The following is a 13,517-nucleotide window of genomic DNA, read 5'->3' as shown; positions in this document are numbered from 1 at the left end:
AGAAGGTTTTGATCGGTTTGTCATTACTTTTGATTAGACGCAAAAGTCCACGCTCAATAGGCTCAAAGGGTAGAAACGAAGTTCGCCATTAATCACGCTGACATTAACAAGTTGTTGAGTGGCGAAACGTTAAAGATGTCCTGCGTGCCAAGCGAGGAAGCCCCGATGAGCCAAGATGAACATATAAAAAACTATGACGCCCCTGCCGCCGGTTGGGGGGCGCTGAAAAGCGTGACCAAGAGCTGGCTGGGCAGTGAAAACGCCTTCAAGAACCTGCGGGTGATGCTCAAGACCAACCAGAACGGCGGTTTCGACTGTCCGGGCTGCGCCTGGGGCGAGTCGCCGGAAAGCGGCATGGTCAAGTTCTGCGAGAACGGCGCCAAGGCGGTCAATTGGGAGTCCACCGGGCGTCTGGTCGATCCGGATTTCTTCGCGCGGTACAGCGTCACCGAACTTGCCCGGCAGAGCGATTACTGGCTCGAATACCAGGGCCGCCTGACCCATCCGATGCGCTATGACGCTGCCACCGACCACTACGTCGAGACCACCTGGGAGGACGCCTTCGCGCTGATCGCCAAGCACCTGAACAGCCTCGAGTCCCCCGACCAGGCCGAGTTCTACACCTCGGGCCGGGCCAGCAACGAGGCGGCGTTCCTCTACCAGCTGTTCGTGCGCGCCTATGGCACTAACAACTTCCCCGACTGCTCGAACATGTGCCATGAGGCCAGCGGCGTCGGCATGTCGGAAACCCTCGGGGTCGGCAAGGGCACCGTGGTATTCGACGACCTGGAGCACGCCGACGCGATCTTCGTCATCGGCCAGAACCCCGGCACCAACCATCCGCGCATGCTCGAACCACTGCGCGAGGCGGTCAAACGCGGTGCCCAGGTGATCTGCCTGAACCCGCTCAAGGAGCGCGGCCTGGAGCGCTTCCAGCACCCGCAGCATCCGTTCGAGATGCTCAGCAATGGCTCGGAACCGACCAACACCGCGTACTTGCGCCCGGCCCTGGGCGGCGACATGGCGGTGATGCGCGGCATCGCCAAGTTCCTGCTGCAATGGGAACGCGAAGCCCAGGCCAAGGGCGAGCCGGCGGTATTCGACCATGCCTTCATCGCCGAGCACACCTCGGGGCTGGACGCCTACCTGGCCGAAGTCGATGCCACCGGTTGGGCGCATATCGTCGAGCAGTCGGGTTTGAACCTGGCCGAGCTGGAGCTGGCCGCGCGCATGTACCGGCGCGCCGAGCGGGTGATCATGTGCTGGGCCATGGGCGTGACCCAGCACCGTCACTCGGTGCCGACCGTGCAGGAAATCATCAACCTGCAACTGCTGCGCGGCAACGTCGGCAAACCGGGCGCCGGGCTGTCGCCGGTGCGTGGCCACAGTAACGTGCAAGGCGACCGCACCATGGGCATCGACGAACAGCCCCCGGCACGCCTGCTCGATGCCCTGGAAGCGCGCTTTGCCTTCAAGGCCCCGCGCCTGCACGGGCACAACGCGGTGCTGGCGATCCAGGCCATGGAAGAACAGCGCGCCAAGGTGTTCATCGCCCTGGGCGGCAACTTCGCCCAGGCCACCCCGGATACCCCGCGTACCCACGATGCCCTGCGCAACTGCGATCTGACCGCGCACATCGCCACCAAGCTCAATCGCTCGCACCTGGTCACCGGTCGTGATGCGCTGATTCTGCCGTGCCTGGGCCGTACCGAAATCGACGTGCAGGCCGAAGGCCCGCAAGGCATCACCGTTGAAGACACCTTCAGCATGGTGCATATCTCCCACGGCCAGCTCAAACCCTGTTCGCCGCTGCTGCGCTCAGAGCCGTCGATTGTCGCCGGCATCGCCAAGGCCACCCTCGGTGACCGGCCGATCGACTGGGAGTGGACCGTCGCCGACTACAGCCGCATTCGCGACCTGATTGCCGATGTCATCCCGGGCTTCGAGGACTTCAACGCACGCCTGCAGCACCCCGGCGGCTTCCACCTGGGCAACACCGCGGCGCTGCGCGAATGGCACACGCAAAGCGGCAAGGCGCAGTTCACCGCGAGCGTACTGCCAGCGCAACTGGTCAACGAGGAGGTGCTGGCCCGTGGCGACACCCCGGACCTGATCCTGCAAACCCTGCGCTCCCACGACCAGTACAACACCACCCTGTACGGGCTCGACGACCGCTACCGTGGGGTGTTTGGCCTGCGTGAGGTGGTCTTCGCCAACGAGCAGGACATCCTTCGCCTGGGCTTCAAGCCCAACGAAAAGGTCGACATGGTGTCGCTCTGGGAAGACGGTCGCGAGCGTCGGGTCAGTGGCTTTACCCTGGTCGCCTACGACATTCCACCGGGGCAGGCTGCGGCCTACTACCCGGAGACCAATCCGCTGGTGCCGCTGGAAAGCTACGGCGACCGCACTTTCACCCCAACCTCGAAGTTCATCGCCATCAAGCTCGAGAAAGCCAGCCCCGACAACCTGATTCCCTCAGCGCACGTCTGACGCCGCACTCGATTTCCACTTACTGACTGAAACCTGGACCCTGCAGCCGCCATTCGCTGGTGGCTGCGGGTGGGCCAGCGGTTTCTCGGGATACTGTCATGCTCAATCTGGATGCGTTGGATCTGGCGCGGATTCAGTTCGCCTTTACGGTCTCGTTTCACATCATCTTTCCGGCGATCACCATCGGCCTGGCCAGTTTTCTGGCCGTGCTCGAAGGCTGCTGGCTGAAAACCAGCAACCCGGTGTACAAGGACCTCTATCACTTCTGGTCCAAGTTGTTCGCGGTCAACTTCGGCATGGGCGTGGTCTCCGGCCTGGTCATGGCCTATGAGTTCGGCACCAACTGGGCGAGGTTCTCCGACTTTGCCGGGAGCATCACCGGGCCCTTGCTTACCTATGAGGTGCTGACCGCGTTCTTCCTCGAAGCGGGCTTTCTCGGCGTGATGCTGTTTGGCTGGGACCGGGTAGGGCGGCGCCTGCACTTTTTCGCGACGATCATGGTGGCGATCGGCACGCTGATCTCGATGTTCTGGATCCTCTCGTCCAACAGCTGGATGCAGACCCCGCAAGGCATAGAGATCATCGACGGCCGCGTGGCGCCGGTGGACTGGTTCAAGATCGTCTTCAACCCGTCGTTCCCTTACCGGCTGATGCACATGGCGTTGGCGGCGTTTCTCTGCACCGCGTTCTTTGTCGGCGCCTCGGCGGCCTGGCACCTGCTGCGCGGCAACAACACGCCGCAAATCCGCAAGATGCTGTCGATGGCCATGTGGATGATCCTGGTGGCAACGCCGGTGCAGATTGCCGTCGGCGATGCCCACGGCCTGAACACCCTGGAGCACCAGCCGGCGAAAATCGCCGCCATCGAAGGCCATTGGCAGAATACGCCCGGTGAACCGTCGCCGCTGGTGCTGTTCGGCCTGCCGGACATGCAGGCCGAAACCACGCGCTACAGCCTGGAAGTGCCGTACCTGGGCAGCCTGATCCTGACCCACAGCCTGGACAAGCAGATCCCGGCGCTCAAGAGTTTTGCCAAGGAAGACCGGCCCAACTCGACCATCATCTTCTGGAGCTTCCGGGTCATGGCCGGGCTCGGCATGTTGATGCTGCTGTGTGCCCTGGCGGCCCTGGTGTTGCGCCGCAACGGCGCGCTGTACCGCAACAAGGCGTTCTTGTGGCTGGCCTTGCTGATGGGCCCCTCGGGGTTGATCGCCTTGCTGGCCGGCTGGTTCACCACTGAGATCGGCCGCCAGCCCTGGGTGGTCTACGGCTTGCTGCGCACTACCCAGGCGGCCTCAAACCATGGCGCCTTGCAGATGAGCGTGACCCTGGCGTTGTTCGTGGTCATTTACTTCTCGGTGTTCACCGTCGGCATCGGCTACATGATGCGTCTGGTGCGCAAGGGCCCGAACGTCGCCGATGCGCTGCACACCGATGACGCCACCGCGCGCAGACCGCTGTCTGCGGCTGATTGAGAGAGGATTTCAACATGGCAATTCAAGGCATCGACCTGTCGATCATCTGGGGCGTGATCATCGCCTTCGGGCTGATGATGTACGTGATCATGGACGGCTTCGACCTGGGCCTGGGCATCCTCTTTGCGTTGATCGAGGACTCCCGCGAGCGTGACGTGATGATGAACACCGTGGCACCGGTCTGGGATGGCAACGAAACCTGGTTGATCCTCGGCGGCGCGGCGCTGTATGGCGCCTTTCCACTGGCCTATGCGGTGATCCTCGAAGCGTTGTACCTGCCGTTGGTACTGGTGCTGGCCGGGCTGATCTTCCGTGGTGTGGCGTTCGAGTTCCGCTTCAAGGCCCAGGCGCATAAGCGTCACCTGTGGGACAAGGCATTCATTGGCGGCTCGATCGTCGCCACCTTCTTCCAGGGCGTGGCGATTGGCACCTACATCTGTGGTATACCGGTGGTCGACCGCCAGTTCGCCGGCGGCGCCCTCGACTGGCTGGCGCCGTTCCCGCTGCTGTGCGGCGTGGGCTTGCTGCTGACCTATGCCTTGCTCGGCAGCACCTGGCTGCTGATCAAGACCGAGGGCATGCTCGAGTCGCGCATGCGCCATTACAGCCGGCCGCTGACCTACCTGCTGGCCTTGGTGATCGTGCTGATCTGCGCCTGGACTGCCTGGATTCACGCCGATATCGCCCAGCGCTGGTTGGCCGGCAGCCACTGGATGCGTTCGCTGCTGCTGGCGCTGCTGGCCATCGGCGCGGTGGTGGTGATCCAGAAGACCCTGCGCAAGCGCCATTCGCACTTGCCGTTCATCGGCGTGGTGGCGCTGGTGTTCCTCGGTTACCTGGGCCTGGCCATCAGCATCTGGCCGAATATCGTGCCGCCTGGCATCAGCCTGTGGCAGGCCGCTTCGCCGCCGTCGAGCCAGCTGTTTGCCCTGATCGGTGCGCTGTTCATCATCCCGGTGATCCTGGTCTACACCTTCTGGAGCTACCACGTGTTTCGCGGCAAAGTGAAAGTCGGCGACGCCTATCACTGAGGCAATTGCGCCCGCCATCGCACTTTTTCCGGTTTGTCGGCTCTATTCATGGCCAGGCGGTGCTGATCCCCAGCGCTGCCGCCGATTACCGACCCGGTGCCGATGGTTGATCCGTTTCTCGTTTTACTGCGACACCTGCGCCTGCCAGTAATGGCGGGCGCCTTGCTTGCCAGCCTCAGCGCCTGCACCCAGCAACAAGGCCGCGACATCGCCAACCAGTTCAGCGAAGGCCGCCCCCAGGAGCTGTTCCAGACCAGCGTCGACCGCATGGCCACGCTGGCGATGCGCGACAACCTGCGCAGCCTGTACCTGCTGATGAACAAGCTGTACCTGCGCAATCCCAACCAGTGGCGCCAGTCCGGTTATGTCGATGCCAGCACTGCCGAGCGGCAGATCCGCCAGGCCATCGAGCAGCGCCAGCCCTTGCCGCAACTGGGCGAGCGCCGCGACCTGGCTGCCCTCAGCTATGCGCTTAGCCCGGAGTTTCGTGGCGACCGCGTCGGCGCCTTCATCTATGCCATCGGCAGCATGCTGGTCACCGCCCACGGCGGGCGCACCGAGTTCTTCATGACCGATAGCATCGACCCGCAGTTCGTCAGCAATGCCGCGCGCAACATAGAAAAGGCCACCTGGCTGCTCAGCCAGCGCCAGGACGCCAACGGCGTGCTGCTGTTGTTTTCCAACGAGATATCGGAGGAGGGCAGCAACCTGAGCTTTGCCGTAGAGTTCGGCAAGATCGTCGCGCGCCTGGACCTGCTGGCGCAGATGCTCGACGAGCGCTACCGGCGCATTGGCTTGAACTACGCGCAAAGCCTGCTGCTGATGAATTTCCTGCCGGTGCAATAGGCCAGGGAACTCAGGGCTACTTGCGGCAATCCTAGTTGATGTAGGTACTCTTTATCCGGAGGCACCACCATGCGCCGTTTACTGCTCGTTTCCTCGCTTGTGTTCTGTCTGCCCTTCGGCTCGGCCCTGGCCAAAGTCGACGCCGGTGATGTTGCCACCTCGGCCGGGGTATCCGCTTCGCTGTACTCGACTTTCAAGGATGACAAACGGATCATCCCGGCGCGTGACGATGCCTCATCGTTCATCGCCAGTGACGGTGCGATCCGCGGGGTGTATCTGGAGTCGATGCTGCAGAGCATCCGCGCGCAGAACCCGGACCTCAAAGCCAGCGACGAAGAGCTGGCCCGGGCAATCCTGCTGCAAGACACCTTCGGCGCCGGGCAGTAACCCGCATCACAGCGCTTCAATCGCCTGCCGGTAACGCTGGCCGGCCAGGCTCATGCTGTTGTTGTGGGTAGCCCCCGGCACCAGCAGCAGGCTTTTGGGCTGCTGCGCCGCAGCGAACAGCTGTTCGCTGAAGCGCGGTGGCACAAAGCGGTCGTCCAGCCCATGCACCACCAGCAACGGCATGCCGATATCGGCAATCTTGTCGATCGAATCGAACTTCTGCGACAGCAGCCAGCGCACCGGCAATGAGGTCTTGGCCACTGCCGTAGCGGCATCGCCCAGGGAGGTAAAGGTCGATTCGATGATCAAGCCGCGCGCCTGTACCGGGCGCTGGGCCTTGTGCGCCTGCTGCCCCAGTTGCGCCGCCAGCTCGACCGCCACCGCGCCACCTAGCGAGTGCCCGTAGATCAGGCGCTTGTGCGGGTCGGGCTGCAACGCCTGCAAGCGTTCCCAAGCCACTCGCGCATCCTCGTAGACCGTCGCCTCGGACGGCAGCTCGCCACGGCTCTGGCCAAAGCCGCGGTAATCGATCGCCAGCACCGAATAGCCGAGGTTATGCAACTGCTGGATGCGAAACAGCTGGCCGGTAAGGTTCCAGCGCACCCCGTGCAGGTAGAGGATGGCCGGCGCATCGGGGTTTTTCGCCGGCCACCACCAGGCATGGATGTTCTGCTCGGCCTTGAAGCTTGTGGGCCGCAGCTCAAGCTCCTGCACGCCGCCGGGCATGCCGCGGTACCAACTGGCGTTGCCCGGCTCGATACGGAACAGCAGCTCTCGTTCCTTGTGCTCAAGCACCGCGCAGCCCACCGGCAGGCCGATGATCACGCTGGCCAGGGCCAGCCCGTAGAGCCAGCGGCGAGGGCGCTTGAGCGAGAAAAATGCCATGGGAAATCGTTCGTCTGAATGCAAAGACGCGTTGTAACAGAAGCACCGACCAGGCTGAACGGAAATTTTGCGAACGGCGCGCTGATTCGGTTACAGGATGTTGGGTACGCCGGGCTCAGGCGGGTGCGACCCATTCGCCAAACAACGGTTGCCGGGCAAGTTCGAGCCTGGCCTGAGTGAGAGCGGCAAGCGCTGTTTGCTCATTGATGGCCAGGCCCTCCAGGTAGACGAAGTGCACATTCTGCAGGCCGAGCGTACCCAGTACGTGGCGCAGGTAGGCGCTGAGAAAATCTGGCTGGCGGGCCCGCGCACCCCGATGAAAGCCACCTGAACTGACGATCAGGTAAACGGGTCGATCGCCGAGCAAGCCCACCTTGCCTTCAGGGCCGGCAATGAAGGTGCGGTTGATCCGCAGCACATGATCGATCCATAGCTTGAGCGCCGCCGGTACCGTGAAATTGTGCATGGGAGTTGCAATCAGCAGTAAGTCGCAACGCTCCAACTCGCCCACAAGTGCCTCGGAGCTGGCAAATACCGGGTCGTGAGCGGGCGTCAGGCGGGTCAGCGCCGTTGCGTAACCGGCGCTCAGCGGCGCCAGTGGCTCTGCTGCCAGGTCACGCAGGGTTACCTTGACCTGAGCGTGCCGTTGGCGGATGCAGTCGACCAGTTCGCTGGCAAGGCGCAAGCCAATCGAAGCACTGCCGCGCATGCTGGCATTGATCAGCAGCAGGTTATCCATGGCGCTGTGCCTCGGCTGCCGGCAGTGCCTGAACGAAATGCATGCCTTTGGCCAGCAGCCCCTCGCGATAATAGAAGCGCTGGGCCAATGGCATATGCAAGCCGGTATCCAGTACCAGGTACGCATGGCCGTTACGCAGGCCTTCTGTACGTGCCGCATCGAGCAAGGCTGCGCCCACACGCAGGCCACGCATCGCGGGGGCTACGACCAGATCGTCAACGTAGGTAAAACGCCCGTAGAGCAGATTTTCGCTGGTCCGCACGCCGGCCAGCCCCAGCAGCTGTTTACCATAAAAAGCCCCGAGCAACCGGTAGCCCTGCAGCGCTTGGCGCCTGACTTGCTGTGCAAACGAGTCGGCGTCGATCAGGTGCGGCCGAAGCTCACGCATGAGCTCGAATGCTGCCTGCTGTTCGGCGCCTTCTTGCAGGTAGCGGATGGTTGCCTGTTCGCCCACGGGTATCTCCCTGATGAATTTGAGGCGTTACTTTACGGTTACAACGGACTACCTTATAGATCCAAAAAGTGCAAAAACGACTAGGACATGCCGAATACCTGCCCGCCACTCGACCCGCATGCGCCGACGCCGATCTATCGTCAGATCTATCTGCGTTTTCGCGACGCCATCAGTGCCGGGCGCCTCAAGCCAGGCGAGCGCCTGCCGTCGGTTCGGGCGCTGGCGGCGGAGCTCAACCTCGCACGCGGTACAGTCGAGGCGGCTTACCAGATGCTCGGCGGTGAAGGCTATGTCCAGTCCAGAGGTCCGGCCGGTACGGTGGTGACTCCTTTGCTCAGCGCAACGGCGATTGATGCCGGTGCGCCGGGGCTTGAGCGGCCACCGCTAACCCCGAGGGCGCAAACGTCTGTGCCCATGCCTTTGCAGATCGGTTTGCCGGCACTGGACGCCTTCCCGCGCAAGCTGTGGACGCGCCTGGTCGCCCGCACCTTGCGCCAAAGCGGCCTGGAGGGGCTGGCATACCCGGACCCTCAGGGGCACCTTGCACTACGCCATGCGTTGGCTGGCTACCTGGCGGTGTCGCGGGGGATCACCTGTACAGCGCAACAGATTTTCATCTGCGCCGGATACCGTGCCTGCCTCGACCTGATATGCCGTAGCCTGCTGCAGGACGGTGATCGCTGCTGGTTCGAAGACCCGGGCTACTTCCAGGCCAGGCGTTTTCTTGAGCAAGCCCGGGCGCAGTTGGTCCCGGTTCCGGTGGATGCCGACGGCCTGAACGTCGAAGCCGGTATCGCTCGGGCCCCGGACGCGCGCTTTGCCCTGGTGACGCCCCATCACCAGAGCCCCCTTGGGGTCACGCTTGCGCTGCCCCGGCGCCAACGCCTGTTGGAATGGGCCAGCAACCAAGGCAGCTGGGTCATCGAGGACGACTACGATAGCGAGTACCGCTACCGCGGTCGCCCGGTGCCGGCCCTCAAGAGCCTCGACACCCAGGGGCGGGTCCTGTACTGCGCCACCTTCAGCAAAGTGCTGGCACCCGGCATACGTCTGGCCTATCTGGTGGTTCCCCAGGCCCAAGTGGCACGCTTCGCCACCGTGGTGGAGGACATGCACAACCACTGCCCGCAGCTGATGCAGGCGACGGTGAGCGCATTTATTGAAGAAGGGCATTTTGCCAGGCACTTGAGAAAGATGCGTGGCCTCTATGCCGACAGGCGCAGGCAGCTGATAGACGCCTTGCAGGCTGAGGTCGGCGAGTGCCTGCAACTGGACAACAAGGCGGGAGGCATGCACCTGGTGGGGTATTTGCGCGGCGGCCTCGACGATTGCGCGGTCGCCCGGCGCGCGCGGGACCTTGGCCTGGCGATCGAACCGCTGTCTGGCTGGTATCACCAGCCCGGGCAACGGCCCGGGTTGTTGATCGGCTTTACCAATGTCAGCAGCCGTGAACAGGCCGCTGAGCTGGCCAGGCAGTTACGCCTGGCGATGGACCTCTAGCCGTGGCGGCTGTCAGTTGCGATCCACCCATACCGTCTGCGCATTGCAGAACTCGCGCACGCCGAAGTGCGACAGCTCCCGGCCAAAGCCGCTTTTTTTCACGCCACCGAAGGTCACGCGCGGGTCGCTGGCGCAGTAGCCGTTGATGAACACGCCGCCGGTGTCCAGTTCATCGGCCAGTTGCTCGGCCAGCGCGGCGTTGCTGGTGTAGATAGTCGAGGCCAGGCCGAATTCGCTGTCGTTGGCCAGCTCCAGGGCGTGGCGGGCATCACGGGCAGTGATGATCGAGGCCACCGGGCCGAACAATTCCTGCTTGAACGAAGTCATCTGGTCGGTGACGTCGGCCAGCACGGTGGGCTGGTAGTAGTTGCCAATGCCTTCGGCCTTGCCACCGCCAAGCAGCAGGGTCGCGCCTTCGGCCAGGGTTGCCTGGACTTGCTGGTCCAGTTCCTCGCGCAGGTCGAAGCGGGCCATCGGGCCAATGTAGGTCTCGCTGGCGTGTGGGTCGCCCGTTACCAGGGCTTTGGTGGCTTCGACGAACTTGCGGGTGAATGCCTCGACCACGCCTTGCTCGACGATCAGGCGCTTGGCGGCGGCGCAGACCTGGCCGGTGTTCTGGTAGCGGCCGATTACCGCGGCGTTTACCGCTTCATCGAGGTTGGCATCGTTGAGCACGATGAACGGATCGGAGCCGCCCAGTTCCAGCACGCACTTTTTCAGTGCGGCACCGGCCTGGGCGCCGATGGCGGTGCCCGCCCGCACGCTGCCGGTCAGGGTCACGGCGGCGATGCGCGGGTCGGCAATGGCCTTGGACACGCCGTCCGGGGTGACATTGATCACCTCGAACACACCCTCAGGGAAGCCAGCCCGCTGGAACGACTCCAGCAGCAGGTAGGCGCTGCCCATCACGTTCGGCGCGTGCTTGAGCACATAGGTATTGCCAGCCAGCAGCGCCGGTACCGCGCCGCGCAGCACCTGCCAGATCGGGAAGTTCCACGGCATCACCGCCAGCAGCGGGCCGAGCGGGCGGTATTCGATACGTGCCTTGCCAGCGGGCACCTGGGCCGGCTCGGCCTGGAGCATGGCCGGGCCGTTGGCTGCGTACCACTCGCAGAGCTGGGCGCATTTTTCGATCTCGCCCTTGGCCTGGGCGACCGGCTTGCCCATTTCGTCGGTAATCATGCGTGCCATGGCCACGGCGTTGTCGCGCAGGGTGCCAGCCAGGGCCAGCAGCAGCTCGGTGCGCGCGGCTACCGGCGTGCGGCGCCAGGCCGCGAAACCTTTAGTCGCCCGGGCCAGGGCTGCATCGAGGACAGCGTCGCTTTCATAGGCATAATGGCCGATCTGCTCGCCGGTGGCGGGGTTGATCGACAAAGCGTGGGTCTGGAAGTTGATCGCGGTCATCACGGCGGTCCTGATGGGAGGGGAACGGCTTCAGACTACTGCGTTGTACCTTTGCCTTAAACTGAATAATACTGAGCAAAACATTCACGCAGAGAGAATGACGATGGACCTGGTGCAACTGGAGATGTTCAAGGCGGTGGCCGAGCAGGGCAGCATCAGCGCTGCAGCGCAGCACATCCACCGTGTGCCGTCGAACCTGACCACGCGGATCAAGCAGCTGGAGCAGGAACTCGGTGCCGAGTTGTTCATCCGCGAGAAAAGTCGCTTGCGCTTGTCGCCAGCGGGCTGGAATTTTCTCGACTATGCCCGGCGCATTCTCGACCTGGTGGCCGAGGCGCGGCTGACTGTGGCCGGTGACGAACCGCAGGGCGCCTTTGCCCTCGGCTCGCTGGAAAGCACGGCCGCCGTGCGTATCCCGACACTGCTGGCGGCATACAACCAGGCCTATGCCAAGGTCGAGCTGGACCTGACCACCGGGCCTTCCGGGGCCATGATCGACGGGGTGCTGGCCGGGCGCCTGAGTGCGGCGTTTGTCGACGGCCCGGTGCTGCATCCGGCGCTTGAGGGAGTGCCGGTGTTCGTCGAGGAGATGGTGCTGATTGCGCCACTGAACCATGCGCCGATCAGCCGCGCCGCCGAGGTCAACGGCATGACCATCTACGCCTTTCGCGCCAACTGCTCGTACCGGCATCACTTCGAGAGCTGGTTTGCCCAGGACCAGGCGGTGCCCGGCAAGATCATCGAGATGGAGTCATACCACGGCATGCTCGCCTGCGTCAGTGCCGGTGCCGGCCTGGCGCTGATGCCGCGCAGCATGCTCGAGAGCATGCCCGGCTGCAGCACGGTCAGTGTCTGGCCGCTGTCGCAGCGCTTTCGTTACCTGCGTACCTGGCTGGTGTGGCGGCGGGGCACGGTATCGCGCAGTTTGAGCACCTTTGTACAGTTGCTGGAGGAGCGCGGCGAGGTACTCAAGGATGAGGAGACTGCGTGAGCTCATCGCCCACGCACGCCGCGCAACTGGTCCGCAAGTTCGGCATTGATCGCCACCAGCTTGGCAATGTTCTGCCGCGCCTTGAGCAGCTCGGTGTTCAGGTACTCAGCTTCGTTGGTCATCAGCACCACCTGATGCTTCCACATGTCCACCAGGGTTGGTGAGTCGGGCGCGGCGAAGTCTTCATCGTAGTCGGTCATCATGGTTATCCGTTGATGCTGTATGCATGTACAGTATTCCATGTTTGCAACTTTTTGCCAGCCCAACCGACAAACTGCAAGGTGTGGCATTGTCAGAGCAGCATCATGCTGACCGGGATCGATATGACAGCGCCGCACACACATCAACGGGATACCGGCCTGGACCTGCTCAAGTGGCTGGCGATCCTCACCATGGTCGCCGATCACCTGCGTTTTCTCTGGCCCGAGCAGGTTTGGTTGTTCATCGTCGGACGCCTGGCATTCCCCTGGTTTTGCCTGGCGATTGCCGCCAATGTCACCCGTTCTGCGCCCGGGCAGGCCTTTAGCCAGGCGAACGGCCGCTACCTGATGTGGCTGGTGCTGTTCTCGCTGCTGTCCGAGGCGCCTTACCGCTGGTTGAATGTCGATTCGCCAACCCTCAGTGTCATGCCGACCCTGACCCTGGGTCTGCTGATTGCCTGGGGCGTGCACCATCGCAGCCATACGGCAGCCCTGGTTGCCCTGGGCGCGTTGATTGCCTCGACAGGGGCCGCCGAGGTGCTGATGTACGGCATGCCCGGCGTATTGCTGCCCGCCGCGTTCGTGCTGGCTTTGCGCTTGCGCGGGTTGGCCTGGCTGCTGCCCGGCGTGACGGCGGCAGCGGCGAACCTGACCGATCATTGGCTACAGCGGCACACTGTCCATCCGCTTGCATTGATGGCCCTGGGCATGGCCTTTTGCGCCGCCCCCCTGGGGCTGGCGATGCTGCGCCATGCCTGGCCGCAGCGAATCTGGCGGGTCGGGCGTTGGGGCTACTGGTTTTATCCGCTGCACCTGGCGTTGATCAAAGCCCTGATCGAACTCGGTCGCTAATGGCCTTCTATACTCCACTGACCGACTGGTTCACCCGCCGCAGTAACGCCGACCCAGGATAATGCGATCAATTGATCAATGTGGGCATGATCAAAGCCCTGGTGTGCAAGATGATGAATATTCATTGGGGTTACCTGTTGCTGGCGGCGATGCTGATCGCCTCAGTCGTCGTCCTCGCCTTGGGTTCGGCGCTGGCCCGACGGCGCCGCCGCGAAGAGTCCATCGCCCGGCAAAACCAGCGCAAGCCTGACGAGTAATGTCCC

14 protein-coding genes are annotated in these 13,517 nt (G+C 63.3%); 9 read left to right on the top strand and 5 right to left on the bottom strand.

What is annotated here, in order from left to right:
• Positions 1 to 165 precede the first annotated feature (165 nt).
• The 5 genes from F8N82_RS11510 (at position 166) to F8N82_RS11490 (ending at position 6,229) form a co-directional block, all read left to right on the top strand.
• On the top strand, positions 166 to 2,490 hold the full coding sequence (locus F8N82_RS11510; protein ID WP_338918719.1) for an FdhF/YdeP family oxidoreductase: 2,325 nt from the start codon (positions 166 to 168) through the stop codon (positions 2,488 to 2,490).
• Positions 2,491 to 2,588: 98 nt separating this feature from the next.
• Positions 2,589 to 3,965 carry a cytochrome ubiquinol oxidase subunit I gene (locus F8N82_RS11505; RefSeq protein ID WP_038995400.1) on the top strand — a complete coding sequence of 459 codons (1,377 nt, stop codon included), beginning with the start codon at positions 2,589 to 2,591 and terminating at the stop codon, positions 3,963 to 3,965.
• Between the two features lie 14 nt (positions 3,966 to 3,979).
• Positions 3,980 to 4,996, top strand: a complete 1,017-nt coding sequence (gene cydB / locus F8N82_RS11500; RefSeq protein ID WP_038995399.1) for a cytochrome d ubiquinol oxidase subunit II — start codon at positions 3,980 to 3,982, stop codon at positions 4,994 to 4,996.
• A 150-nt stretch (positions 4,997 to 5,146) separates the two neighbouring features.
• A complete protein-coding gene (locus tag F8N82_RS11495; RefSeq protein WP_095162781.1) occupies positions 5,147 to 5,842 on the top strand; it encodes a hypothetical protein in 696 nt (231 codons plus the stop codon).
• A 69-nt stretch (positions 5,843 to 5,911) separates the two neighbouring features.
• Positions 5,912 to 6,229 (top strand): DUF2388 domain-containing protein, encoded by a 318-nt coding sequence (locus F8N82_RS11490; RefSeq protein ID WP_038995396.1) that lies wholly within the window; start codon positions 5,912 to 5,914, stop codon positions 6,227 to 6,229.
• Positions 6,230 to 6,235: 6 nt separating this feature from the next.
• On the opposite strand, the gene F8N82_RS11485 is transcribed toward F8N82_RS11490, so the two are convergent.
• The 3 genes from F8N82_RS11485 to F8N82_RS11475 form a co-directional block, all read right to left on the bottom strand.
• On the bottom strand, positions 6,236 to 7,114 hold the full coding sequence (locus F8N82_RS11485) for an alpha/beta hydrolase (RefSeq protein WP_038999389.1): 879 nt from the start codon (positions 7,112 to 7,114) through the stop codon (positions 6,236 to 6,238).
• Between the two features lie 115 nt (positions 7,115 to 7,229).
• The gene (locus F8N82_RS11480) at positions 7,230 to 7,853 is read right to left on the bottom strand and encodes an FMN-dependent NADH-azoreductase (protein WP_038995395.1); all 624 of its coding nucleotides are present in this window, start codon (positions 7,851 to 7,853) and stop codon (positions 7,230 to 7,232) included.
• On the bottom strand, positions 7,846 to 8,307 hold the full coding sequence (locus F8N82_RS11475) for a GNAT family N-acetyltransferase (protein ID WP_038995394.1): 462 nt from the start codon (positions 8,305 to 8,307) through the stop codon (positions 7,846 to 7,848). Before F8N82_RS11475 ends, F8N82_RS11480 begins: the two co-directional genes overlap by 8 nt.
• A gap of 87 nt (positions 8,308 to 8,394) precedes the next feature.
• Here F8N82_RS11475 and F8N82_RS11470 point away from each other — a divergent pair, with 87 nt between their 5' ends.
• Positions 8,395 to 9,807 carry a PLP-dependent aminotransferase family protein gene (locus tag F8N82_RS11470; protein ID WP_038995393.1) on the top strand — a complete coding sequence of 471 codons (1,413 nt, stop codon included), beginning with the start codon at positions 8,395 to 8,397 and terminating at the stop codon, positions 9,805 to 9,807.
• Positions 9,808 to 9,819: 12 nt separating this feature from the next.
• Here F8N82_RS11470 and F8N82_RS11465 read toward each other — a convergent pair whose 3' ends face one another.
• On the bottom strand, positions 9,820 to 11,211 hold the full coding sequence (locus tag F8N82_RS11465; protein WP_038995392.1) for an aldehyde dehydrogenase family protein: 1,392 nt from the start codon (positions 11,209 to 11,211) through the stop codon (positions 9,820 to 9,822).
• Between the two features lie 103 nt (positions 11,212 to 11,314).
• On the opposite strand from F8N82_RS11465, the gene ptrR reads away from it, so the two are divergent.
• Positions 11,315 to 12,202 (top strand): putrescine utilization regulator PtrR, encoded by an 888-nt coding sequence (gene ptrR, locus F8N82_RS11460; RefSeq protein ID WP_038995391.1) that lies wholly within the window; start codon positions 11,315 to 11,317, stop codon positions 12,200 to 12,202.
• Positions 12,203 to 12,204: 2 nt separating this feature from the next.
• Here ptrR and F8N82_RS11455 read toward each other — a convergent pair whose 3' ends face one another.
• The gene (locus F8N82_RS11455; protein ID WP_141231069.1) at positions 12,205 to 12,402 is read right to left on the bottom strand and encodes a hypothetical protein; all 198 of its coding nucleotides are present in this window, start codon (positions 12,400 to 12,402) and stop codon (positions 12,205 to 12,207) included.
• A 123-nt stretch (positions 12,403 to 12,525) separates the two neighbouring features.
• Here F8N82_RS11455 and F8N82_RS11450 point away from each other — a divergent pair, with 123 nt between their 5' ends.
• Positions 12,526 to 13,254, top strand: a complete 729-nt coding sequence (locus F8N82_RS11450; RefSeq protein WP_038999388.1) for a TraX family protein — start codon at positions 12,526 to 12,528, stop codon at positions 13,252 to 13,254.
• Between the two features lie 86 nt (positions 13,255 to 13,340).
• Positions 13,341 to 13,511, top strand: a complete 171-nt coding sequence (locus F8N82_RS11445) for a hypothetical protein (RefSeq protein ID WP_157771862.1) — start codon at positions 13,341 to 13,343, stop codon at positions 13,509 to 13,511.
• The last annotated feature ends 6 nt before the right edge of the window (positions 13,512 to 13,517 follow it).

It is taken from the genome of Pseudomonas fluorescens, assembly GCF_902497775.2.
GTDB classification, from domain to species: Bacteria; Pseudomonadota; Gammaproteobacteria; order Pseudomonadales; family Pseudomonadaceae; genus Aquipseudomonas; species Aquipseudomonas putida_F.
The sequence above is the reverse complement of the archived record's forward strand: the minus strand, read 5'-3'. Positions and strand labels throughout refer to the sequence as shown.

Excerpts from the sequence above, each read along its gene's own strand:
- F8N82_RS11510 (WP_338918719.1), top strand. The coding sequence starts at position 166 with ATGAGCCAAGATGAACATATAAAAAACTATGACGCCCCTGCCGCCGGT.
- F8N82_RS11505 (WP_038995400.1), top strand. The coding sequence starts at position 2,589 with ATGCTCAATCTGGATGCGTTGGATCTGGCGCGGATTCAGTTCGCCTTT.
- cydB (WP_038995399.1), top strand. The coding sequence starts at position 3,980 with ATGGCAATTCAAGGCATCGACCTGTCGATCATCTGGGGCGTGATCATC.
- F8N82_RS11495 (WP_095162781.1), top strand. The coding sequence starts at position 5,147 with ATGGCGGGCGCCTTGCTTGCCAGCCTCAGCGCCTGCACCCAGCAACAA.
- F8N82_RS11490 (WP_038995396.1), top strand. The coding sequence starts at position 5,912 with ATGCGCCGTTTACTGCTCGTTTCCTCGCTTGTGTTCTGTCTGCCCTTC.
- F8N82_RS11485 (WP_038999389.1), bottom strand. The coding sequence starts at position 7,114 with ATGGCATTTTTCTCGCTCAAGCGCCCTCGCCGCTGGCTCTACGGGCTG.
- F8N82_RS11480 (WP_038995395.1), bottom strand. The coding sequence starts at position 7,853 with ATGGATAACCTGCTGCTGATCAATGCCAGCATGCGCGGCAGTGCTTCG.
- F8N82_RS11470 (WP_038995393.1), top strand. The coding sequence starts at position 8,395 with ATGCCGAATACCTGCCCGCCACTCGACCCGCATGCGCCGACGCCGATC.
- F8N82_RS11465 (WP_038995392.1), bottom strand. The coding sequence starts at position 11,211 with ATGACCGCGATCAACTTCCAGACCCACGCTTTGTCGATCAACCCCGCC.
- ptrR (WP_038995391.1), top strand. The coding sequence starts at position 11,315 with ATGGACCTGGTGCAACTGGAGATGTTCAAGGCGGTGGCCGAGCAGGGC.
- F8N82_RS11455 (WP_141231069.1), bottom strand. The coding sequence starts at position 12,402 with ATGACCGACTACGATGAAGACTTCGCCGCGCCCGACTCACCAACCCTG.
- F8N82_RS11450 (WP_038999388.1), top strand. The coding sequence starts at position 12,526 with ATGACAGCGCCGCACACACATCAACGGGATACCGGCCTGGACCTGCTC.
- F8N82_RS11445 (WP_157771862.1), top strand. The coding sequence starts at position 13,341 with ATGATCAAAGCCCTGGTGTGCAAGATGATGAATATTCATTGGGGTTAC.